21 protein-coding genes are annotated in these 20,849 nt (G+C 71.8%); 15 read left to right on the top strand and 6 right to left on the bottom strand.

Going from position 1 to position 20,849, the window contains the following annotated elements:
* The first annotated feature begins 3 nt into the window (after nt 1–3).
* Complete coding sequence (locus tag ABZ459_RS42140) at nt 4–1,194, top strand: PrsW family intramembrane metalloprotease (RefSeq protein ID WP_357983348.1); 1,191 nt, start codon at nt 4–6, stop codon at nt 1,192–1,194.
* Here the strand turns inward: ABZ459_RS42140 and ABZ459_RS42135 are convergent.
* Together ABZ459_RS42135 and ABZ459_RS42130 are read right to left on the bottom strand one after the other, a co-directional pair.
* Nucleotides 1,170–1,877 (bottom strand): ElyC/SanA/YdcF family protein, encoded by a 708-nt coding sequence (locus ABZ459_RS42135; RefSeq protein WP_357983345.1) that lies wholly within the window; start codon nt 1,875–1,877, stop codon nt 1,170–1,172. The genes ABZ459_RS42140 and ABZ459_RS42135 overlap by 25 nt on opposite strands.
* 22 nt (nt 1,878–1,899) lie before the next feature.
* Nucleotides 1,900–2,886 carry a COX15/CtaA family protein gene (locus tag ABZ459_RS42130; protein WP_357983342.1) on the bottom strand — a complete coding sequence of 329 codons (987 nt, stop codon included), beginning with the start codon at nt 2,884–2,886 and terminating at the stop codon, nt 1,900–1,902.
* 117 nt (nt 2,887–3,003) lie between these two features.
* Between ABZ459_RS42130 and ABZ459_RS42125 the strand changes: the two genes are divergently transcribed.
* From ABZ459_RS42125 to ABZ459_RS42115, 3 genes are read left to right on the top strand one after another with little or no spacing between them, the layout of a single operon-like run.
* Nucleotides 3,004–4,074, top strand: a complete 1,071-nt coding sequence (locus tag ABZ459_RS42125) for a proline racemase family protein (RefSeq protein ID WP_357983339.1) — start codon at nt 3,004–3,006, stop codon at nt 4,072–4,074.
* Nucleotides 4,071–5,126, top strand: a complete 1,056-nt coding sequence (locus ABZ459_RS42120; protein WP_357983336.1) for an ornithine cyclodeaminase family protein — start codon at nt 4,071–4,073, stop codon at nt 5,124–5,126. The genes ABZ459_RS42125 and ABZ459_RS42120 overlap by 4 nt, the downstream gene beginning before the upstream one ends.
* Nucleotides 5,127–5,138: 12 nt before the next feature.
* Nucleotides 5,139–5,807 (top strand): GntR family transcriptional regulator, encoded by a 669-nt coding sequence (locus tag ABZ459_RS42115; protein ID WP_357983333.1) that lies wholly within the window; start codon nt 5,139–5,141, stop codon nt 5,805–5,807.
* Between the two features lie 238 nt (nt 5,808–6,045).
* Here the strand turns inward: ABZ459_RS42115 and ABZ459_RS42110 are convergent, their stop codons facing one another.
* The 3 genes from ABZ459_RS42110 to ABZ459_RS42100 all read right to left on the bottom strand — a co-directional run bounded on the left by ABZ459_RS42110 (nt 6,046) and on the right by ABZ459_RS42100 (nt 8,724).
* Nucleotides 6,046–6,963: an EamA family transporter gene (locus ABZ459_RS42110; protein WP_357983330.1), complete on the bottom strand. Its 918-nt coding sequence runs from the start codon at nt 6,961–6,963 to the stop codon at nt 6,046–6,048.
* A gap of 85 nt (nt 6,964–7,048) precedes the next feature.
* On the bottom strand, nt 7,049–7,819 hold the full coding sequence (locus ABZ459_RS42105; protein WP_357983327.1) for an ABC transporter permease: 771 nt from the start codon (nt 7,817–7,819) through the stop codon (nt 7,049–7,051).
* Nucleotides 7,816–8,724 (bottom strand): ABC transporter ATP-binding protein, encoded by a 909-nt coding sequence (locus tag ABZ459_RS42100; protein ID WP_357983324.1) that lies wholly within the window; start codon nt 8,722–8,724, stop codon nt 7,816–7,818. Before ABZ459_RS42100 ends, ABZ459_RS42105 begins: the two co-directional genes overlap by 4 nt.
* A 156-nt stretch (nt 8,725–8,880) precedes the next feature.
* Here ABZ459_RS42100 and ABZ459_RS42095 point away from each other — a divergent pair, with 156 nt between their 5' ends.
* The 11 genes from ABZ459_RS42095 (at nt 8,881) to ABZ459_RS42045 (ending at nt 19,691) form a co-directional block, all read left to right on the top strand.
* On the top strand, nt 8,881–9,657 hold the full coding sequence (locus ABZ459_RS42095; protein WP_357983321.1) for a VOC family protein: 777 nt from the start codon (nt 8,881–8,883) through the stop codon (nt 9,655–9,657).
* Nucleotides 9,658–9,750: 93 nt separating this feature from the next.
* A complete protein-coding gene (locus ABZ459_RS42090) occupies nt 9,751–10,986 on the top strand; it encodes a multidrug effflux MFS transporter (RefSeq protein ID WP_357983318.1) in 1,236 nt (411 codons plus the stop codon).
* 91 nt (nt 10,987–11,077) lie between these two features.
* Complete coding sequence (locus ABZ459_RS42085) at nt 11,078–11,776, top strand: metalloregulator ArsR/SmtB family transcription factor (protein ID WP_352328768.1); 699 nt, start codon at nt 11,078–11,080, stop codon at nt 11,774–11,776.
* A complete protein-coding gene (sufB, locus tag ABZ459_RS42080; protein WP_357983315.1) occupies nt 11,773–13,185 on the top strand; it encodes a Fe-S cluster assembly protein SufB in 1,413 nt (470 codons plus the stop codon). Before ABZ459_RS42085 ends, sufB begins: the two co-directional genes overlap by 4 nt.
* Nucleotides 13,185–14,306, top strand: coding sequence for a Fe-S cluster assembly protein SufD (gene sufD, locus ABZ459_RS42075; protein ID WP_357983312.1), 1,122 nt, complete (start codon nt 13,185–13,187; stop codon nt 14,304–14,306). Before sufB ends, sufD begins: the two co-directional genes overlap by 1 nt.
* Nucleotides 14,303–14,620 carry a non-heme iron oxygenase ferredoxin subunit gene (locus ABZ459_RS42070; RefSeq protein WP_352325535.1) on the top strand — a complete coding sequence of 106 codons (318 nt, stop codon included), beginning with the start codon at nt 14,303–14,305 and terminating at the stop codon, nt 14,618–14,620. Before sufD ends, ABZ459_RS42070 begins: the two co-directional genes overlap by 4 nt.
* A 2-nt stretch (nt 14,621–14,622) precedes the next feature.
* Nucleotides 14,623–15,369 carry a Fe-S cluster assembly ATPase SufC gene (gene sufC / locus ABZ459_RS42065; RefSeq protein WP_352325533.1) on the top strand — a complete coding sequence of 249 codons (747 nt, stop codon included), beginning with the start codon at nt 14,623–14,625 and terminating at the stop codon, nt 15,367–15,369.
* Nucleotides 15,366–16,622 carry a cysteine desulfurase gene (locus ABZ459_RS42060; protein WP_357983309.1) on the top strand — a complete coding sequence of 419 codons (1,257 nt, stop codon included), beginning with the start codon at nt 15,366–15,368 and terminating at the stop codon, nt 16,620–16,622. Before sufC ends, ABZ459_RS42060 begins: the two co-directional genes overlap by 4 nt.
* Before the next feature lie 2 nt (nt 16,623–16,624).
* Nucleotides 16,625–17,062, top strand: coding sequence for a Fe-S cluster assembly sulfur transfer protein SufU (gene sufU, locus ABZ459_RS42055; RefSeq protein WP_352325531.1), 438 nt, complete (start codon nt 16,625–16,627; stop codon nt 17,060–17,062).
* A complete protein-coding gene (locus ABZ459_RS42050) occupies nt 17,059–17,418 on the top strand; it encodes a metal-sulfur cluster assembly factor (protein ID WP_352325530.1) in 360 nt (119 codons plus the stop codon). The genes sufU and ABZ459_RS42050 overlap by 4 nt, the downstream gene beginning before the upstream one ends.
* A gap of 308 nt (nt 17,419–17,726) precedes the next feature.
* Nucleotides 17,727–19,691, top strand: a complete 1,965-nt coding sequence (locus ABZ459_RS42045; RefSeq protein ID WP_357983305.1) for a DEAD/DEAH box helicase — start codon at nt 17,727–17,729, stop codon at nt 19,689–19,691.
* An 83-nt stretch (nt 19,692–19,774) separates the two neighbouring features.
* Here the strand turns inward: ABZ459_RS42045 and ABZ459_RS42040 are convergent, their stop codons facing one another.
* On the bottom strand, nt 19,775–20,797 hold the full coding sequence (locus tag ABZ459_RS42040; RefSeq protein WP_357983302.1) for an aminotransferase class V-fold PLP-dependent enzyme: 1,023 nt from the start codon (nt 20,795–20,797) through the stop codon (nt 19,775–19,777).
* Between the last annotated feature and the right edge of the window lie 52 nt (nt 20,798–20,849).

The raw sequence follows: 20,849 nt of genomic DNA, 5'->3' as shown, positions 1-20,849 counted from the left end.
GGTATGGCGACCCGTGATCCACGCTGGGTGTTGAAGGACCGCCCGTCGTTCGCGTTGATCACCGGGCTGGTCCTCACCGGCATCTGCGCCCTGGTCTCGTTCTCCTTCGACGTGATCAACGGCGAGCCGGTGCAGTTCTTCATCGCGCTCGGGCTCGCCCTGGCGCCGGTGCCGCTGCTGCTGGCCGCCGTGCTGGCGCTCGACCGCATGGAGCCGGAGCCGCGCAGCAACCTGATCTTCGCCTTCGCCTGGGGCGCGGGCATCGCCGTGCTGGTCGCCGGCGCGATCAACTCGCTCAACCTCCACTACTTCATCGACACCGCCAAGCTCTCGCCGACCAGCGCCCGCAACCTGGCGGCCACCTTCGGCGCGCCGGTGGTCGAGGAGACGATGAAGGGCCTGGTGCTGCTCGGCCTGCTGAAGTTCCGCCGGGCCGAGCTCGACGGCCCCACCGACGGCATCATCTACGCCAGCATGGTCGGCCTCGGCTTCGCCATGAGCGAGAACGTCAGCTACTACCTGTCGGCGCTCAACGGCAACGGCGTCAGCAGCCTGGCGGTCACCGTGGTGCTGCGCGGCATCCTGTCGCCGTTCGCCCATCCGCTGTTCAGCTCGATGATCGGGGTGGCCGTCGCCTACGCGGCCCAGCGCCAGGGCCCCGAGCGGGTCTTCCTGGTGCTGGCCGGCTGGTCGGGGGCGATGATCCTGCACGGCCTGTGGAACGGCCTGGCCTCCTACGGCGGCTTCCCCGGGCTCGTGGTGGCCTACCTGGCGCTGCTGGTGGTGCTCGTCGTGCTGATCGGCGTGGTGTTCAGGGACCGGCGGCGCATCGTCGCGCTCATCCAGACCTACCTGCCGCCGTACGAGCCGACCAAGCTGGTCGGGCCGGCCGACATCTACATGTTGTCCACGTTCGCCAGGCGCCGCCAGGCCAGGCAGTGGGCCAGGGCCTACGGCGGCAAGCAAGGCGTGCGCGCCATGCGCGACTACCAGCTCGCCGCCACCGAGCTGGGCCTGCTGCACGAGCGGGCGGCCCGCCACATCGTCGACGAGCATGCCTTCCACGAGGAGCAGCGCGCCCTGCTGGAGTGCATGAGCACCGCCCGCGCCGACTTCCCGGTGCCGCCCGTGCACGCCCGCCGGATGGCCAGGGGCACCCCGCCGCCCGGCTACGCGCCCGGCGCGCCCCGCTGAGCCAGGATCCGGGTCAGCGAGACCTCGCGCGGCCCGGGGAAGACCGGGTCGGAGTGCAGCAGCAGCGCGTCCACTACGGCCTTGCCGGTGGCCAGCAGCTCCCGGGTGGCGTAGGCGTACGTGGTGGCCGCCCACTGGCGGGTGGAGTCGTCGCCCACGCCGAACGTCTCCAGCCCGGCCGTCCGGCACAGCGCGACGGCCCTCGGCAGGTGGAAGACCTGGGTGACGACAGTGATCCGCTCGGCGCCGAACACCCGGCGGGCCCGTACGCACGAGTCCCAGGTGTCGAACCCGGCGTAGTCGAGCACGATCACGTCCGCCGGCACGCCCCTGCGCAGCAGGTAGTCGCGCATGGCGGTGGGCTCGTCGTACTCCTTGCGGCTGTTGTCGCCCGACAGCAGCAGCGCGCGCACCTTGCCCGCCCGGTAGAGCTCGGCCGCCACGTCGAGCCGGCGGGCCAGCATGGGCGTGGGCTGCGTGCGCCACAACCCCGCGCCGAGCACCAGCGCGGCCTGCGCGGGCGGCACCCGGCCCAGCCAGCCGCCGGTGTCGGCCACCACGCGGTGCGGCGAGCTGTCGAGCCAGGCCCAGGTCATCGGCGCCAGCACGAGCACGCTGACCAGCACCAGCCCCTGATACGTACGGCGCAGCAGCCTGCGCGAGAACCTAGGGAGTCGCAGCACACCCCATACCATCGCACAACGGTCAGACCGGAGCGGGCGCTTCCGTGTGCGCGGCGGCGGCCGGGACCTCCAGCGGGCCTCTCGTGCGCAGCGAGGTGACCACCCGCAGCGCGGCGATCCACACCAGCGAGGCGCCGAGCACGTGCAGCAGCACCAGCGCGGCCGGCACGGCCAGGAAGTACTGGGTGTAGCCGATCACGCCCTGGCCCAGCTCCACCACGAACAGCCCGAGCACGGCCCGCCTGGCGGCCCGGGGCGCGCCGGTCACGCGCAGCCCGAACAGCAGCGCGAACGTCAGGCCGACGACGACGTAGACGATGTCGGCGTGCAGCCGGGCCACCGTCTCGATGTCGAAGCCGAACCGCGAGGCGATGACGTCGCCGGAGTGCGGGCCCGTGCCGCTGACCACCACGCCCGCCACCAGCAGCACCGCCGTGGCCGCGAGCAGCGCGTGGCCGAGCCGCCGGACGTCGCGGTGGGTGACTCCGGCGGCCGGACCGTCGCCCTCGCCGGCGCGGGCGTAGAGCATCCAGCAGGCGACGATCAGGGCCATCGAGATCAGGAAGTGCATGCCGACCGTGAACGGGCTCAGCGCGCTCCTGACCACCAGCCCGCCCCACAGGGCCTGGGCCAGCACGCCCGCCGGCTGCAGCAGCGCCAGGCGCACCAGCGGCCGCCTGCGCGGGACCAGGCGCAGCGCCGCGATCACGCAGGCCGCGCCCACCGCCAGCACCAGGAACGTCAGCAGCCGGTTGCCGAACTCGATGAGCATCGTGAGCATCGACATCTCGGGATGGGCGATCGGCACGAAACTGTCGGGCGTGCACCTCGGCCAGGTCGGGCAGCCGAGCCCGGAACCGGTCACCCGCACCCCCGCACCGGTGACCGTGATGCCCGCGTTGGCCACCACGGAGGCCAGCGCCCAGCCGCGCATCGAGCGCGCGCTCGGCGCCCAGAACGAGCGCAGGGCACGAACGAGGACGTTGGGGCGGCCGGTGGATTCCTTCACGTCAACGATGGTACGGGCCAGGTGGGACGGTCCCGTCAGGGGCTTCTCCAGAACGTGACAATGTGACATGTTACTCCTGGCGGCTTCCTCGACCCGGGCCCGGAGGGGTTTCGAACTGTGATCACTACTGTCGACTACCACACGGGCGGTGAGCCCTTCCGGATCGTCACCGGAGGCGTCCCCGGCATCCCCGGGGCGGACGTGCTCACCCGGCGGGAGAACGCGCCCGCCCACGCCGACCACGTCAGGCGGCTGCTGTGCCACGAGCCGCGCGGGCACGCCGACATGTACGGCTGCTTCCTCGTCCCGCCCGACGACGCCGGGGCGCATCTCGGCGCGCTGTTCTGGCACAAGGACGGCTTCTCCACCGCCTGCGGGCACGGCACGATCGCCCTCGGGGCGTACGCGGTGCAGGAGGGGCTGGTCGAGGCCGACCCCGACGGGGAGACCGACGTGGTGGTGGACGTGCCGTCGGGGCGGGTCAGGGCGCGGGTGCGGTGCTCGGGCGGGCGGGTGGCGGGGGTGACGTTCGTGAGCGTCCCGTCGTACGTGATCGCCCGGGACGTGGCCGTCGCCGGGACGAAGGTCGATATTTCGTACGGCGGGGCGATTTATGCGTCGATTTCGGCTGGGGTGCTGGGCCTGTCCGTCGAGCCCCGCCATCTGACCGCCCTCGTCGGGCACGCCCGCCGCATCAAGGCCGCCCTGGCCGGCCACCCCGCCACCCGCCACCCGCGCGACGACCGCCTGTCCGGCGTCTACGGCGTGATCTTCTACGACGACCTGCCGGACGACGACCTGCCGGACGGCGGGTCGGCGGACGGCGAGCTGTCGGGCGCGGGGTTGCCGGGCGAGGGGCTGTCGGGCGGCGGATCGGTGGGCGGCGGGTTGCCGGGGGCCGGTCGGGGCGTCCGGCAGCGTAACGTCACCGTCTTCGCCGACGGCGAGGTGGACCGGTCGCCGTGCGGGTCGGGCACCGCCGCCAGGATGGCGCTGCTGCACGACGCGGGCCTGCGCGGCACCCTGGTGCACGAGAGCGTCGTCGGGTCCGTCTTCCGGGCGCGGGTGGCCGAGGTGACGGCCGAGGGCATCGTGCCGGAGATCGAGGGCATGGCCTACCGCACCGGCCGGCACGTCTTCGAGCTCGATCCCGACGACCCGATCGGAACGGGGTTCACGCTGCGATGAGCGCGCTTCCCTACATCGACGGACCCGAGCTGGAGCGGCTGGTGCCGGTGGGCCGCGCGGTGGCCGTACTCGAACAGGCCCTGCGCGCCGGGCTCGACCCCGAGCAGACGCCCCGGCGGCCGACCGTGGACCTGCCGGCCGGGCAGCTCCTGCTCATGCCCGCCGCCGCCGGCCCCTACGCCGGGGTCAAGGCCGTCACCGTCACGCCCGCCAACCCCGGGCGCGGGCTGCCCCGCATCCAGGGGACGTACCTGTTGCTGGACGGCCCGACCCTGGCCCCGCTCGCCGCCCTGGACGGCATCGCCCTCACGTCCCTGCGCACGCCCGCCGTCTCCGCCCTGGCCGTCGCGCACCTGGCCGAGCCGGACGCGCGCCGCCTGGTGGTGTTCGGCAGCGGGCCGCAGGCGTACGGCCATGTCGTGGCCCTGCGCGAGGTGCGGCCCGTCGAGCACGTCACGGTCGTGGGCCGCGACCCCGCCCGCGCCGCCGCCCTGGCCGCCCGCTGCCGCGACCTGGGCCTGACCGCCGAGCCCCTGACCACCGGGCCCCCCACCGCCGAAACCACCACCGCCGAAGCCGCGGCGGTGCCCGACAAGGTGCCCGACAAGGTGCCCGACAAGGTGCCCGACAAGGTGCCCGACAAGGTGCCCGACAAGGTGCCCGACGAGGTGGCCGACGCGCTCCGGGCCGCCGACCTCGTCGCCTGCTGCACCACGGCCGCGCAGCCGCTGTTCCCCGGTAAGCTCGCCCGGGACGGCGTCACCGTGGTCGCGGTCGGGTCGCACGAGCCCGGCGTCCGCGAGCTCGACGGCGACCTCGTCGCCCGCGCCACCGTGGTCGTCGAGGCCAGATCGGCCGCCCTGGAGGAAGCCGGCGACGTGATCATCCCGATCCGCCACGGTACGATCACCTCTGGTCATCTCGCCGGAAACCTCGCCGAGCTGATCGCCGGAAGGGTGGTGGCCGGTCCCGGCCCGCGGGTGTTCAAGAGCACCGGCATGGCGTGGGAGGACCTGGTGGTCGCCGCGGCCGCGTACGAGGCGTGGAAGTAGGAGGGAAGGCGGATGGCTGCCGAGGACCGGCTCGACCTGCCCATAGTGGGGGAGCGGCAGAGCCTGCGTGAGCAGGTCGCGCACGCGCTGCGGGCCGCGCTGATCACCGGTGAGATGCGGCCCGGGGTGGTCTACTCCGCGCCCGTGCTCGCCGCGCAGTTCGGCGTCTCGGCCACGCCGGTCCGCGAGGCCATGCTCGACCTGGCCAAGGAGGGCCTGGTCGAGGCCGTGCGCAACAAGGGCTTCCGGGTGACCGAGCTGTCCGACCGCGACCTCGACGAGCTGACCCAGATCCGTGAGCTGATCGAGGTGCCCACCGTCTCGCGGCTGGCCGACAGCGCCCGCGCCGAGGAGTTCGAACGGCTGCGCCCGATCGCCGAGGAGATCGTCTCGGCCGCCGACCGGGCCGACCTGCTCGCCTACATCGACGCCGACCTGCGCTTCCACCTGGAGCTGCTGGCCCTGTCCGGCAACGCCCACCTGGTGGAGGTGGTGCGCGACCTGCGCAACCGGGCCCGGCTCTACGGCCTGTCGCAGCTGGCCGAGCGCGGCTCGCTGACCGACTCCGCCAGGGAGCACCTGGCCATGCTCGACGCGCTCAAGAGCGGCGACGGCAAGGCGGTCGGCCACCTGATGGGCGAGCACATCGGTCACGTCCGGGGCATCTGGGCCGAGCACTGACGCCCGCCGCGTTTCTTTACCGTCCGAATTAAGAAGGTTTGTCCGTTTTGCGGTAATGTGTTTGTGAAAGCTTTCACGAACGGATCTCCGTGAAGCCTCGCAAGCCCGGTCACGCGGACGCCCGCATCCGCTGACCTTCACCGGGCTCGGCACCCGCCCACCTCAAGCCGAGCCCTCCGCCGCGCGCCCGAGAGATCCCCATCCCCGCGGGCGCGCGGCGGCACCTACCGCCCGGACGTCAGCGCCCGGTCATCCTCGTCGAGCCCAGGCTGGCGGCCACGACGCACACGATCGCCGCCCACTGCTGCACGTGCAGGACCTCACCCAGCACCAGCACGCCGGCCAGCGCCGCCACGGCCGGCTCCAGGCTCATCAGGATGCCGAACACGTGCTTGGGCATGCGCCGCAGCGCGTGGAGCTCCAGCGAGTACGGGATCACCGACGACAGCAGCCCCACGCCCAGCCCGATCAGCAGCAGCGACGGCTGCAGCAGGTCGGCGCCACCGGTCGTGACGCCCACCGGCGCGATCACCAGGGCCGAGACGATCATCGCGAACGACAGCCCGGTCGTGCCGGGGAAACGCCGCCCGGCCGCCGCCGACAGCAGGATGTAGGCCGCCCAGCACGCGCCCGCCACCAGGGCGAACCCGATGCCGAGCCACCAGCTCGCCGACGCCTGCTGCCCCCAGGGCGCCAGCAGCGCCACGCCGAGGCCCGCCAGGCCGATCCAGGCCAGGTCGAGCCGGCGCCGGGAGGCGGCCACGGCCACGCCCAGCGGGCCGAGGAACTCGATCGCCACCGCGACGCCCATCGGCAGCCGCGACAGGGCCTCGTAGTAGGACAGGTTCATCAGCGCGAGCGTCAGGCCGAAACCGGCCCCGACCGCCCAGTCACGCCACCCCAGCCCCCGCAGCTTCGGCCTGGCCACCGCGGCCATGATCAGGCCGCCCGCCGCGATGCGCAGGAACACCACGGCGCTCGGCGGCAGCACGGCGAACAGGTTCTTGGCGAACGCGGCGCCGAGCTGCACCGAGACGATGGCCAGCAGGACGAGCGAGGAGGGCGGGATCGAGTCCGCGGCCTGGCGCAGCAGGCGGCCAGGCCGGGGCAGCGCCGGGCGGCGATCGAAGGGATCGTCGAGGGCGAAGTCGGTCACGGAACTCCTCGCGCGGCAGGTTGGGGCAGTCGTCAGAGCGTACTGACCTCGGACGACATCTCCGCACGCGGGGTGGCGCGCCCCCTCACTCCCAGCGGAACAGCCGCGAGACCAGCGCCAGGGTCAGCACGGCCCAGCCGGCCAGGACGAGCACCGGCCCCAGCGGCAGCGCCGCCCCCTGGGCGAGCACCGCGCGCAGCCCACCGGTCAGCGCCGAGATCGGCAGCAGCTCCAGGACCGGCCGCGCGCCCTCGGGGAACTTCGACAGCGGGAACACCACCCCGCCCGCCCCCAGCAGCACCAGGTAGACCAGGTTGGCCGCGGCCAGCGTCGCCTCGGCCCGCAGCGTGCCCGCCATGAGCAGGCCGAGGCCGCTGAAGGCCGCCGTGCCCAGCACGACCAGCACCGCGGCGGCCAGGAACGACCCGTGGGGCCGCCAGCCCAGCGCCAGCCCCACGGCCACGATCACCGCCGCCTGGATGACCTCCACGGCCACCACCGCGGCCGTCTTGGCCAGCATGAGCCCGGCCCTGGACAGCGGGGTCGCGCCCAGCCGCTTGAGCACGCCGTAGCGGCGCTCGAAGCCCGTGCCGATGGCCTGCCCGGTGAAGGCCGTGGACATGACGGCCAGGGCCAGCACGCCCGGCACCAGGAAGTCGACCCGCCGGCCGCCCCCGACGTCGACCAGCGGCGCCAGCGAGAAGCCGACCAGCAGCAGCACCGGGATGATCAGGGTGAGCAGGAGCTGCTCGCCGTTGCGGAGCATCGTGCGGACCTCCGAGCCGGCCTGCGCGAGCACCATGCGCGGGAACGGCGCGGCGCCCGGCGCGGGCGAGAGGTCGAGCACGGGGGTCATCGCAGCTCCCTGCCGGTCAGTTCGAGGAAGACGTCTTCGAGGGTACGGCGCTCGATGCGCAGGTCGTCGGCCGTGACGCCCTCCGCCGCGCACCAGGCCGTGACGGTGGCCAGCAGCTCGGGGCCCACCTGGCCCTCGATGATGTAGTGGCCGGCCGGCGACTCCTTGGCCGCGCTGCCCACCGGGAGCGCGTTGAGCAGTTCCTCCAGCGTGAGGCCCGGCCGGGCCCTGAACCTGAGCTGCCGCTCGGCCCCGGTCAGCGAGGCCGGGCTGCCCTCGGCCACCACGCGCCCCCTGTCGATGATCACGACGTGGTCGGCCAGCCGCTCGGCCTCCTCCATGTGGTGGGTGGTCAGCACCACCGACACCCCGGCGCCGCGCAGCTCGCCTACCAGGTCCCAGCAGGCGTGCCGGGCCTGCGGGTCGAGGCCGGCGGTCGGCTCGTCGAGGAACACCAGCTCCGGCCTGCCGATCACGGCCGCGGCCATCGACAGCCGCTGCTGCTGCCCGCCCGACAGCCGCCGGTAGGGCGTGCGCGCGTGCTCGGCCAGCCCGAGCCGGGTCAGCAGCACCTCGGGGTCGTGGGGACGGGCGTAGAAACGCGCGACCAGGCGCAGCCACTCCGCGCAGCGCATCGCCGGCGGCACCCCGCCGGCCTGGAGCATCACCCCGACGCGCGGGCGCAGCTCGGGCAGCGTGGGCGCCAGGCCGAGCACCCGCACGGTGCCGGAGTCGGCCTTGCGGAACCCCTCGCAGATCTCGACCGTGGACGTCTTGCCCGCGCCGTTGGGCCCGAGGACGGCGGTGACCGCGCCGCGGCCGGCCCGCAGGGTGAGGCCGTCGAGGGCGGTCCGGCCGCCGTAGCGTTTGACCAGGTCGACGATCTCGACGGCTGGGGAATCCATGGCCACGAGTTTAGGGACTGCGCCGGGCGGTCCGGCCCCCAGGTACGCGCCCGGCGAACGCCCGTCGGACGGCCCTGCCCGGAAATGGACGGCCCTTGACCGGACCGTTCCCCGGAAAGGCGTGAGAACGGGGGGAAGCGCGGCGATGAGCACCACATGTCGCGACGCAGTGGATACGACCCAGGAGTCCCGTGCTGGGTGGACCTGGCCAGCACCGACGTCCCCGGCTCGGCCCGGTTCTACGGGGACCTGTTCGGCTGGCGGGCCGACATGGTCGACGACCCGGCGGCCGGCGGCTACGGGATGTTCGTGCACGAGGGCAGCAAGGTCGCCGGGATCGGCCCCGTCCGCGGCGGCGGTTCCACCTCGCTCTGGAACACCTACGTCGCCACCGACGACGCCGCCGCGCTGGCCGGCCGGGTCAGGGACGCCGGCGGCACCGTCGTGGCCGAGCCCATGGCGATCTTCGACGAGGGCACCATGGTCGCCCTGCGGGCCCCCGACGGCTCCTACGCCGCCGCCTGGCAGGCGGCCGCCCACGCGGGGGCGGAGCTGGTCAACGAGCCCGGCTCGTTCTGCTGGAACGAGCTGTGCACGCGGGACGCGCCCGCCGCCGAGCGTTTCTACTCGGCGGTCTTCGGCTGGACGTCGCGCACGTCCGACCTGGGCGGCATGGCGTACACCGAGTGGGTGGCGGGGGAGGCGGCCGTCGCGGGGATGATCCCGATGCCCGCGGAGGCCCCGGCGGAGCTGCCGTCGTTCTGGCTGACCTATTTCGCGGTCGCCGACCTCGACGCGGCCCTGCACGCCGCCGCCGACGCGGGCGCGGACGTGCTCACCGGCGTGACCGAGGCGCCGCCCGGCCGGTTCGCGCAGCTCATCGACCCGCAGGGCGCGGCGTTCGGGGTCATCCAGCTCAACGAAACATCGTGAAATATCTGATAACCGGGAATTAGGAGGACCGTATCCCGGTTTGATCCCTCGGCCCTCGTGGGTCATCGGCCTGCGAGGGGAAGGGGTTCACGCATGTCCGTGGCAGAAGCCGCGTCCACCGCCATTGGGAGCAAGAGCGAGACCAAGGGCGGGAGGCGGGGGCTGCTGCTGGTCATCCTGGGCGCGCTGTCGGCGATCGGCCCGCTGTCCATCGACATGTACCTGCCCGCCCTGCCCGCCATCACCGAGGAGATGCTGAGCGCTCCCGCGCAGGTCCAGCTCACCCTCACCGCCTGTCTCATCGGCGTCTCCGTCGGCCAGGTCGTCGCCGGCCCGGTCAGCGACGTGCGCGGGCGGCGCGTCCCGCTCATCGTGGGCGTGTCGGGGTTCATGGTGGCCTCGCTGCTGTGCGCGTTCGCGCCGTCGGTGCCCGTGCTGATCGTCCTGCGGCTGCTCCAGGGCATCCTGGGCGGGGCGGCGCTGGTCATCGTCCGCGCGGTCGTCCGCGACCTGTACGACGGCGCCGCCATCGCCCGCATCTTCGCCACGCTCATGCTGGTCAGCGGCCTGGCGCCGATCCTCGCCCCCATCGCCGGGGCCCAGCTGCTCGCCTTCACCTCCTGGCGCGGCGTGTTCGTGGCGCTCAGCGTCGCCGGGCTCGTGCTGCTGCTGGCCGTGCTGCCGGGGGTGCGCGAGACGCTGCCCGCCGACCGGCGTGAGAGCGGCGGCCTGGGGCACACCGTGCGCACCTTCTGGCAGCTCCTGCGCGACCGCTCGTTCATGGGCTGCGCGCTCACCGCCGGGCTGGCCTTCGCGGCGATGTTCGGCTACATCTCCGGCTCGCCGTTCGTGCTCCAGCAGGTGTACGGCGCCACCCCGCAGCAGTACTCGCTCATCTTCGGGCTCAACGCGCTCGGCCTGACCGCGATGGCCCAGCTCGGCGGCCGCCTGTCGGGCCGCGTGGAGCCCGCCCGCCTGGTCGTCGTCGGGCTGGTCACCGGCCTGGTGGGCGCCGCGCTGCTGCTGACCGCCGCGCTCACCGGGCTCGGCCTGGCCGGCATCGTGGCGGGCCTGTTCGTGATCATGCTGGGTCAGGGGCTCGTCCTGCCCGGCACCGGCGCGCTCGCGCTGGCCGGGCAGCCCGCCCAGATCGCCGGCAGCGCCTCGGCGCTGCTCGGCGTGCTGCAGTTCGCGCTGGGCGCCCTGGCGGCCCCGCTGGTCGGCCTGGCGGGCGAGGGCACGGCCGTGCCGATGGCCGGCGTGATGCTCGGCCTCATCATCTGCTCCACGCTCGCGTTCGCGATTCTGGGGCGCCGAAAGGTTAGGTAAGCCTTACCTGCGTGAGCAATTCCATTGGTGGCCTGCTCGGATTCGTTTGTGCAGCGGGAAGGAATTACGGCACACTGATGTTGTGAAAAACATGCCCACGATCGAGCCCGGTAGCGAGCGCAGCACCCGCGCGCGCGTCGCCAGGCTGATCCTTGAGCATGGTCCCGTGACGGCCGCCTCGCTCGGCGAGCGGCTGGGGCTGACGCCCGCCGCGGTGCGCAGGCACCTCGACGCGTTGCTGGCCGAGGGAATGATAGAGCCTCGCACGGTCAGGCCGCGCGGTCAGCGCGGGCGCGGACGGCCCGCCAAGCTGTTCGCCATCACCGACGCGGGGCGCAGTGCTTTCGAGCACGCCTATGACGACCTCGCCGGGAGCGCACTCCGTTTCCTGGCCGAGCGCATGGGACGAGAAGCCGTGACCGACTTCGCCCGCTCGCAGGTGTCGAGCCTGCTGACGCGGCTGGAGCCGGTCATGCGGACGGTGCCGGCGGACCAGCGCGTACAGGTGCTGGCGCAGGCGCTGTCGGCAGAGGGGTACGCCGCCTCGGCCAGCAAGGCCAAGTCGGGCGGCGACCAGCTCTGCCAGCACCACTGCCCGGTGGCTCACGCGGCCGCGGAGTTCCCGCAGCTCTGCGAGGCCGAGACGGAGGCGTTCGCGCAACTGCTCGGCACCCCGGTGCAGCGCCTGGCCACGATCGCGCACGGCGACGGGGTCTGCACGACCCACGTGAGCCCCAAGTCGCTGGCTGAATCCGCACACAGAGACAAGAGCAAGGAGACCGGAAGGTGACTGTCACCGACCGCCCGGAGCTGGAAGGCCTCGGGAATTACAAGTTCGGCTGGGCCGACCCGGATGCCGCGGGCGCGGTTGCCAAGCGTGGCCTGTCCGAGGAGGTCGTCCGCAACATCTCCGCGCTCAAGAACGAGCCGGAGTGGATGCTCGACCTTCGCCTGAAGGGCCTCCGCCTGTTCGCCAAGAAGCCGCTGCCCACCTGGGGCTCCGACCTCACCGGCATCGACTTCGACAACATCAAGTACTTCGTGCGCTCGACCGAGAAGCAGGCCGCTTCCTGGGACGAGCTGCCCGCCGACATCAAGAACACCTACGACAAGCTCGGCATCCCCGAGGCGGAGAAGCAGCGCCTCATCGCCGGCGTCGCGGCCCAGTACGAGTCGGAGGTCGTCTACCACAAGATCCGTGAGGACCTTGAGGAGAAGGGCGTCATCTTCGTCGACACCGACACGGGCCTGAAGGAGCACGAGGAGCTCTTCAAGGAGTACTTCGGCTCGGTGATCCCGGTCGGCGACAACAAGTTCGCCGCGCTCAACACCGCCGTGTGGTCCGGTGGCTCGTTCATCTACGTGCCGCCGAACGTCGAGGTCGAGATCCCGCTGCAGGCCTACTTCCGGATCAACACCGAGAACATGGGCCAGTTCGAGCGGACCCTGATCGTCGTGGACGAGAACTCCTACGTCCACTACGTCGAGGGCTGCACCGCGCCGATCTACTCCTCCGACTCGCTGCACAGCGCGGTCGTCGAGATCATCGTGAAGAAGAACGCCCGCTGCCGTTACACGACCATCCAGAACTGGTCGAACAACGTCTACAACCTGGTCACCAAGCGCGCCGTCGCCTACGAGGGCGCGACCATGGAGTGGATCGACGGCAACATCGGCTCCAAGGTCACGATGAAGTACCCGGCCGTCTACCTGATGGGCGAGCACGCCAAGGGCGAGACGCTGAGCGTCGCCTTCGCCGGCGAGGGCCAGCACCAGGACGCCGGCTCCAAGATGGTGCACCTGGCGCCCAACACCAGCTCCAGCGTCATCTCCAAGTCGGTGGCGCGCGGCGGCGGCCGCACCTCCTACCGCGGTCTCGTGCAGATCGAGGAGGGCGCCCACGGCAGCGCCAGCACCGTCAAGTGCGACGCGCTCCTGGTCGACCAGATCAGCCGCTCCGACACCTACCCGTACGTCGACGTGCGCGAGGACGACGTCTCGATGGGCCACGAGGCCACGGTCTCCAAGGTCAGCGAGGACCAGCTCTTCTACCTCATGAGCCGCGGGCTCGGCGAGGACGAGGCCATGGCGATGATCGTGCGCGGCTTCGTCGAGCCGATCGCCCGCGAGCTGCCCATGGAATACGCGCTCGAGCTCAACCGGCTGATCGAGCTGCAGATGGAAGGAGCCGTCGGCTGATGGGCCTGAATGAGAAGCCCCTGTCGACCCTGCACGAGAAGGCGTCCTACGACCTGGACGACTTCGAGGTCCCGACCGGGCGCGAGGAGTCGTGGCGCTTCACGCCGCTGTCCCGCCTGAAGGGCCTGCACAACGGCAAGGCCGACCCCGTGGGCCACGTGCGCCTCGACGTCGAGGCCGCGCCCGAGGTCGTCGTCGAGACGGTCGGGCGCGACGACGCCCGCGTCGGCAAGGCGTTCACGCCCACCGACCGGGTCAGCGCGCAGGCGTGGAACAGCTTCGAGAAGGCGACCGTGATCACGGTGCCGCGCGAGGCCGTCACGTCGAAGCCGACCGTGCTCACCCTGACCGGTGAGGGCGACGGCGCCGCCTACGGCCACATCGTGGTCAAGGTGGAGCCGATGGCCGAGGCCGTGGTCGTGCTCGACCACAAGGGCAGCGCCGTCTACGCCGACAACATCGAGTTCGTCGTCGGCGACGGTGCCAACCTCAGGGTCGTCAGCCTCCAGGACTGGGACGACGACGCCGTCCACGTCTCCCACCACCACGCCCAGCTCGCCAAGGACGCGACCTTCCGCAGCTTCGTGGTGACACTCGGCGGCGACCTGGTCCGGCTCTCGCCCAGCGTGGCCTACACCGCGCCCGGCGGCGACGCCGACATGTCCGGCGTCTACTTCGTCGACGCCGGCCAGCACCTGGAGCACCGCCTCCTGGTCGACCACTCCCAGCCCAACTGCAAGAGCAACGTCGACTACCGCGGCGCTCTGCAGGGGCAGGACGCGCACGCCGTCTGGATCGGCGACGTGATCATCAGGGTCGAGGCCGAGGGCACCGACACCTACGAGCTCAACCGCAACCTCATCCTCACCGACGGCGCCCGCGCCGACTCGGTCCCCAACCTGGAGATCCTCACCGGCGAGGTTGCCGGAGCCGGGCACGCCTCGGCCTCGGGCCGCCTCGACGACGAGCACATCTTCTACCTCCAGGCCCGCGGCATCCCCTACGACGAGGCCCGCCGCCTGGTCATCAGGGGCTTCCTCGGCCAGCTCATCGAGAAGATCCAGATCGAGGAGATCCGCGACCGCGTGCTGGCCGCGGTGGAGGCGGAGCTCGCGCGATGAGTTTCGAGAAGGTCTGCCAGGTCGCCGACATCCCCGACGGCGGCGTCATCGGCGTCGAGGTCGGGGAGACCCCGGTGGCGCTGGTGCGCAAGGGCGCCGACGTCTTCGCCCTGCACGACGTCTGCTCCCACGCCGAGGTGAAGCTCAGCGAGGGCGAGGTCTACGACGGCACCCTGGAGTGCTGGCTGCACGGCTCGTGCTTCGACGTGCGCTCCGGCAAGCCCACCGGCCCGCCCGCCACCAAGCCCGTGAACGTCTACACAGTCAAGATCGACGGCGACGACGTCCTCGTCTCGCTCTCGAAGGAGTCATAAACGTGTCCACCCTAGAGATCCGTGACCTCAAGGTCGCCGTCGAGGACAAGGAAATCCTGCGCGGCGTCAACCTGACGGTGAAGTCCGGCGAGACGCACGCCATCATGGGCCCCAACGGCTCGGGCAAGTCCACCCTCGCCTACGCGATCGCCGGTCACCCCAAGTACACGATCACCGGCGGCCAGGTGCTGCTCGACGGCGTCGACCTGCTGGAGCTGTCGGTCGACGAGCGCGCCCGCGCCGGCCTGTTCCTCGCCATGCAGTACCCGGTCGAGGTCCCCGGCGTGTCGGTGTCGAACTTCCTGCGCTCGGCCGTCACCTCGGTCCGCGGCGAGGCGCCCAAGCTGCGCGAGTTCGCCAAAGACCTCAAGGCCGGCATGGACGCGCTGTCCATCGACGCCGCCTTCGCCCAGCGCAACCTCAACGAGGGCTTCTCCGGCGGTGAGAAGAAGCGCCACGAGATCCTCCAGCTCGAGCTGCTCAAGCCGAAGATCGCGGTGCTCGACGAGACCGACTCCGGCCTCGACGTCGACGCGCTGCGGGTGGTCTCCGAGGGCATCAACCGCTTCCGCTCCACGGGTGAGACCGGCGTGCTGCTGATCACCCACTACACCCGCATCCTGCGCTACGTGAAGCCCGACTTCGTGCACGTCTTCGCCGGCGGCCGGATCGTCGAGGAGGGCGGGCCGGAGCTGGCCGACAAGCTCGAGGCCGAGGGCTACGAGCAGTACACGAAGGCATCTGCATGACTTCCACCAGCTTTGACGTGGAGAAGATCAGGAAGGACTTCCCGGTCTTCTCCCGCGAGCTGCCCGACGGGCGCCCGCTCGTCTACCTCGACTCGGGCAACTCCTCGCAGAAGCCCAACCAGGTCATCGACACCATGCGCGACCACCTGGCGCTGCACTACAGCAACGTCGGACGGGCCATGCACGTGCTCGGCTCGGAGTCGACCGAGGCGTACGAGAGCGCGCGCGACAAGGTGGCGGCGTTCGTCGGGGCGGGCTCGCGCGATGAGGTGATCTTCACCAAGAACGCCTCCGAGGCCCTCAACCTCGTGGCCTACTCCTTCGGCAACCCCGCCAACACCGACCCCCGCTTCACCCTCGGCCCCGGCGACGAGATCGTCATCTCCGAGATGGAGCACCACTCCAACATCGTGCCGTGGCAGATGCTCGCGCAGCGCACCGGTGCGACGCTGAAGTGGTTCGGCGTCACCGACGACGGGCGGCTCGACTTCGACCCGGCCGTCGTCACCGAGCGGACGAAGATCGTCTCGATCGCCCACCAGTCGAACGTGCTCGGCACGGTCAACCCGGTCACCGCGGTGGCCGCGCGGGCGCACGAGGTCGGCGCGCTGATCATGCTCGACGCCTCCCAGTCCGTGCCGCACCACCCGGTGGACATGGCCGCGCTGGGCGCCGACTTCGTGGCCTTCACCGGTCACAAGATGGTCGGCCCTTCGGGCATCGGCGTGCTGTGGGGCCGTACCGAGCTGCTGGAGGCCATGCCGCCGTTCCTGGGCGGCGGCGAGATGATCGAGGCGGTCTGGATGGACCGCTCGACGTACGCGCCGATCCCGCACAAGTTCGAGGCCGGCACGCCGCCCATCGTCGAGGCCATCGGCCTGGGCGCGGCGGTCGACTACCTCACCGCGGTCGGCATGGACGCCATCGAGGCGCACGAGCGCTCGCTGACGGCCTACGCCCTCGACGCCCTGCGCGAGGTGCCGTCGCTGCGCCTGATCGGGCCCGACTCCCTCGACCAGCGCGGCAGCACGCTGTCGTTCACGCTGGAAGGCATACACCCCCACGATGTGGGGCAGATCCTGGACGACCAGTTCGGGGTCGCCGTCCGCGTCGGGCACCACTGCGCGCGCCCGCTGCACCTGCGCTTCGGAATACCGGCGACCACGCGGGCGTCGTTCTACCTGTACAACACCACGGGCGAGATCGACGCCCTGGTGCGCGGCCTCCATCACGTTCAGAAGGTGTTCGCATAGCCATGATCGGCGAGTCGATGTACCAGGAGCTGATCCTGGAACACTACAAGCACCCGCAGGGGCGGGGGCTGCGCGAGCCGTACGACGCCGAGGTTCACCACGTGAACCCGACGTGCGGCGACGAGATCACGCTGCGGGTCAGGGTGGGCGACGCCGGTAAGATCGAAGACGTCTCCTACGACGGCCAGGGCTGCTCGATCAGCCAGGCGGCCGCCTCCGTACTGCACGAGCTGGCCACCGGCTCGACGGTCGAGGAGTCGCTGTCGGTGGTCGACGAGTTCACCCGGCTCATGCAGGGCCGGGGGCAGGTCGAGGCCGACGAGGAAGTGCTCGGGGACGCGGTGGCGTTCGCGGGCGTGGCCAAGTTCCCGGCGCGCGTCAAGTGCGCGCTGCTGTCGTGGATGGCCTACAAGGACGCTGTGGTGAGGAGTGCCCAATGAGCAAGCCTGTGGAGACTCCGACCGGCTTCGACGGTGACACCACCGTCGAAGAGGTCATGGAGGCGCTCAAAGACGTCGTCGACCCCGAGCTCGGCATCAACGTCGTCGACCTGGGGCTGATCTACGGGCTCAACCTCGACCCGTCCGACGCCGGTCAGCCGGTGGCCACCATCGACATGACGCTGACCAGCGCGGCCTGCCCGCTGACCGACGTCATCGAGGACCAGGCCCACTCCGCCCTGGAGGGCATGGTCTCCGACGTGAAGATCAACTGGGTCTGGCTGCCGCCGTGGGGCCCGGACAAAATCACCGACGAGGGGCGTGAGCAGCTCCGTATGCTAGGCTTCAACGTCTGATCTTTCTAGCTGTTACGGCTGGCGTTGGGCGTCAGCCGTTTCAGTGTGCCAAGGAAGGGTTTCGGAAGGTCCGTACCCAGCCAGGGAATATCCGATAACATCCCCGGCGTTGGCACCAGGTATACACCAGACGCCTCATCTCGCGTCATCGCGCCGCCTGCGGCCGGTGCCCCGGTGTATCCCCCCTGTGAAGTCCCGCCTCGATGGCGGGCGTAATGCAACGTGTACGGCATCAGGCCGTATGTCCCGGCTCGTCCTTTCGCAGAAGTGACGCGCCACTTCGACTGAAAGGCACGAATTTCGTGACCATGCTTGACTCTGTCATGCCCGCGCTCGACGAGACCGCCCCCGAGACGGGCCCGTCGGAGTTCGAACTGCTCGGCCTTCCCAAGCCGCTCATCAGCGGTCTGGCCAAGCAGGGCATCGACAGCCCGTTCCCCATCCAGAGTGCGACGATCCCCGACGTGCTCGCCGGCCATGACGTCCTGGGCCGTGGCCAGACCGGCTCGGGCAAGACCCTGGCCTTCGGTTTGCCGACCATGGCTCGCATCGCGGGGGTGCGGCCCGCCGCCGGCCACCCGCGCGCGATGATCCTTGTGCCCACCCGTGAGCTGGCCCTTCAGGTGCACGACGCGCTCGAACCGCTCGGACGCGGCCTCGGGCTGCGGATGAAGGTCGTCGTGGGCGGCATGTCCATGGGCAAGCAGATCGAGGCACTGCGCCGCGGCGTCGACATTGTGATCGCCACCCCGGGCCGCCTGGGCGACCTGATCCGGCAGGGCGAGTGCTCGCTGGCGCAGGTCGAGGTCTCCGTCCTCGACGAGGCCGACCACATGTGCGACCTCGGCTTCTTCCCCGTCGTCACCGAGCTGCTGGCCCAGACCCCGACCGACGGGCAGCGGCTGCTGTTCTCGGCCACCCTCGACGGCGACGTCGACAAGCTGGTGCGCCGCTTCCTCAAGGACCCGATCACCCACTCCGTGGCCCCGGCGACCTCCCCGGTCGACACCATGGAGCACCACGTGATGCAGGTCACGCGTGACGACAAGTTCGACGTCACGGCCGAGATCGCCAACCGCGAGGGCCGTACGATCATCTTCGTCCGCACCCAGCACGGCGTCGACCGGCTGTGCAAGCAGCTCGCCCGGGTCGGCATCAAGGCCGGCGGCCTGCACGGCGGCAAGCGCCAGAACCAGCGCACCCGCATCCTGGCCGAGTTCCGCGAGGGCTCGATCAACGTGCTGGTCTGCACCGACGTCGCGGCCCGCGGCATCCACGTCGACAACATCAGCCTGGTGCTGCACGTCGACCCGCCGCAGGACCACAAGAGCTACCTGCACCGCGGCGGCCGTACCGCCCGCGCGGGCGAGAAGGGCACCGTCGTCACCCTGGTGCTGCCCAACGAGCGCCGCTCGACCGACGCCCTGACCAGGCGCGCCGGCATCCACCCGTTCCGGCTCAAGGCCACCCCGGGGCACCCCCGGCTGGCCGAGGTGACCGGGGCCAGGATCCCGAGCGGCGAGGCCATCCCCGTGTGGGAGCCCGACGTGCGCAAGCCGCTGCGCCCGCGCCGCGAGGGCGGTCACGGCGGCGCCGAGCGCCGGGGCGGGCGTCGTCCGCGCCGCGAGTTCGACGGCGAGCGCCGTCCGCGCCGGCACGAGGAGGGCACCTTCGCCGGCGGCGACGACCGCCGTCCGCGCCGCCACGAGGAGTCCGGTGGCGAGGACCGTCGTCCGCGCCGGCACGCCGAGGGCGAGCGGCCGTTCGGCGGCGGGCAGCGCTCCGGCGAGCCGCGCACGTTCGGCGACGACCGCAGGCGCGGCGACCGGCCGCGCGGCGGTTTCCGCTCCGACGACCGTCCCGCTCGTCAGGACGACCGCGGCGGTTTCCGTTCCGACGACCGTCCTGCCCGTCAGGACGACCGTGGTGGCTTCCGTTCCGACGACCGTCCTGCCCGTCAGGACGACCGTGGTGGCTTCCGTTCCGACGACCGCCCGTTCCGTCAGGACGACCGCGGCTACCGGTCCGAGGGACCGCGTGGCGGCGGGTTCCGTGACGGCCAGCGCGGCGGCGGCGCCGGTTTCCGCTCCGACGACCGCGGCCGCTTCGGCGCCGACCGTGGCCGCCCGTTCTCGGGCGACCGTGACCGGCCCGCCCGCTCCGACGAGCGCGCCCCCCGCGACGGCTTCCGCTCCGGCGGCGGCTTCCGTTCCGAGGAGCGCGGCAACGGCGGGTTCCGCCGCAACAACGGCGGCCGCCGCTTCGAGCGCTGATCCCGCCTGACCCTGCCTGAACGACCGGGCCCGTCGCACCTCCCACGGGGGAGGGGCGGCGGGCTTCGTCGTTCCCGGACGTTCTACGAGGTCAGGACCTCAAGAGCGCGGTCGACGTCGTCCGTGGTGTTGTAGACGTGGAAACCCGCGCGGACCCGGCCGGCGCGCACCGCGGCGCGGATGCCGGCCGCGGCCAGCCGCTCGCCCGGCGCCTCCACCGACACGATCGCCGAGTCGGACGGTTCCAGCCCCAGCCCGGCCCTGAACCGGTTGGCCAGCCCCACGTTGTGCTCGTGGACGCGCTGGGGACCGATCTCGTTGAGCAGTTCGAGCGCGGGCGCCGCGCCGAGGTAGCAGAACCAGGCCGGCGACAGGTCGAAGGCGCGGGCGTCGGCGGCCAGCCGCAGCGGCGGCCCGTAGTAGGAGCCGCCCGGATCGTCGCCGGCGTACCAGTTGGCCGCCAGCGGGCGCATGAGGGAGCGCACCCGGGGCGACAGGTACCCGAACGCGGCCCCGCGCGGCGCCATGAGCCACTTGTACGCCGCGCACGCCAGCACGTCGATCCCGTCGGCCACCGACACCGGCAGCCACCCGCACGACTGGGAGCCGTCGGCGATGACCAGCGCGTCGTGGGCGCGGGCGGCGGCGACGACGTCGTGCAGGGGCGTCACGTAGCCGGTGGCCGACTGCACGAGGCTGAAGGCGACGGCGTCGATCCGGCTCGTGACGGCGTCGGCCAGGCGCTCGGCGGGCACGGTCTCGACCTCGGCCGCCACCGCCCACGGGAACAGGTTGCTGGTGAACTCGATCTCCGGCACCAGCACCCGTGCCCCCGGCGGCAGCGCGGTCGCCACCGTGGACATGATCTGCGACACCGTCGAGCCGACCGTCACGTCGGCCGGGTCGGCGCCGACCAGGTGGGCGAAGGCCGTGCGGGCCCGGCCGACCGAGGCGTCCCAGGGCGTCCAGTCGCCGCTGCCGTGCCGCCACTCGGTGAGCACGGCCTGCAACTCCTCGAACGCCGGACGGGGCGGAAGGCCGTACGAAGGGGTGTTGAGCCAGCCGGGATCGGCGTCCCAGAGCTTGCCCACGGTCGCGATGTCCATGACCACCAGCCTAGAACGGCCTTCTGGAGATCAAGCGGCGCCCGTACGACGG

Source organism: Nonomuraea sp. NPDC005692, assembly GCF_040631115.1.
GTDB lineage: Bacteria > Actinomycetota > Actinomycetes > Streptosporangiales > Streptosporangiaceae > Nonomuraea.
Note: the sequence above shows the minus strand (reverse complement) of the source record. Positions and strands in the feature narration are given on the sequence as shown.

Coding starts and splice junctions, on each gene's coding strand:
- ABZ459_RS42060 (WP_357983309.1), top strand. CDS start 15,366: ATGACTTCCACCAGCTTTGACGTGGAGAAGATCAGGAAGGACTTCCCG.
- ABZ459_RS42140 (WP_357983348.1), top strand. CDS start 4: ATGGCGACCCGTGATCCACGCTGGGTGTTGAAGGACCGCCCGTCGTTC.
- ABZ459_RS42090 (WP_357983318.1), top strand. CDS start 9,751: ATGTCCGTGGCAGAAGCCGCGTCCACCGCCATTGGGAGCAAGAGCGAG.
- ABZ459_RS42115 (WP_357983333.1), top strand. CDS start 5,139: ATGGCTGCCGAGGACCGGCTCGACCTGCCCATAGTGGGGGAGCGGCAG.
- ABZ459_RS42045 (WP_357983305.1), top strand. CDS start 17,727: ATGCTTGACTCTGTCATGCCCGCGCTCGACGAGACCGCCCCCGAGACG.
- sufU (WP_352325531.1), top strand. CDS start 16,625: ATGATCGGCGAGTCGATGTACCAGGAGCTGATCCTGGAACACTACAAG.
- ABZ459_RS42095 (WP_357983321.1), top strand. CDS start 8,881: ATGTCGCGACGCAGTGGATACGACCCAGGAGTCCCGTGCTGGGTGGAC.
- ABZ459_RS42085 (WP_352328768.1), top strand. CDS start 11,078: ATGCCCACGATCGAGCCCGGTAGCGAGCGCAGCACCCGCGCGCGCGTC.
- ABZ459_RS42050 (WP_352325530.1), top strand. CDS start 17,059: ATGAGCAAGCCTGTGGAGACTCCGACCGGCTTCGACGGTGACACCACC.
- ABZ459_RS42120 (WP_357983336.1), top strand. CDS start 4,071: ATGAGCGCGCTTCCCTACATCGACGGACCCGAGCTGGAGCGGCTGGTG.
- ABZ459_RS42105 (WP_357983327.1), bottom strand. CDS start 7,819: ATGACCCCCGTGCTCGACCTCTCGCCCGCGCCGGGCGCCGCGCCGTTC.
- ABZ459_RS42100 (WP_357983324.1), bottom strand. CDS start 8,724: ATGGATTCCCCAGCCGTCGAGATCGTCGACCTGGTCAAACGCTACGGC.
- ABZ459_RS42040 (WP_357983302.1), bottom strand. CDS start 20,797: ATGGACATCGCGACCGTGGGCAAGCTCTGGGACGCCGATCCCGGCTGG.
- sufD (WP_357983312.1), top strand. CDS start 13,185: ATGGGCCTGAATGAGAAGCCCCTGTCGACCCTGCACGAGAAGGCGTCC.
- ABZ459_RS42070 (WP_352325535.1), top strand. CDS start 14,303: ATGAGTTTCGAGAAGGTCTGCCAGGTCGCCGACATCCCCGACGGCGGC.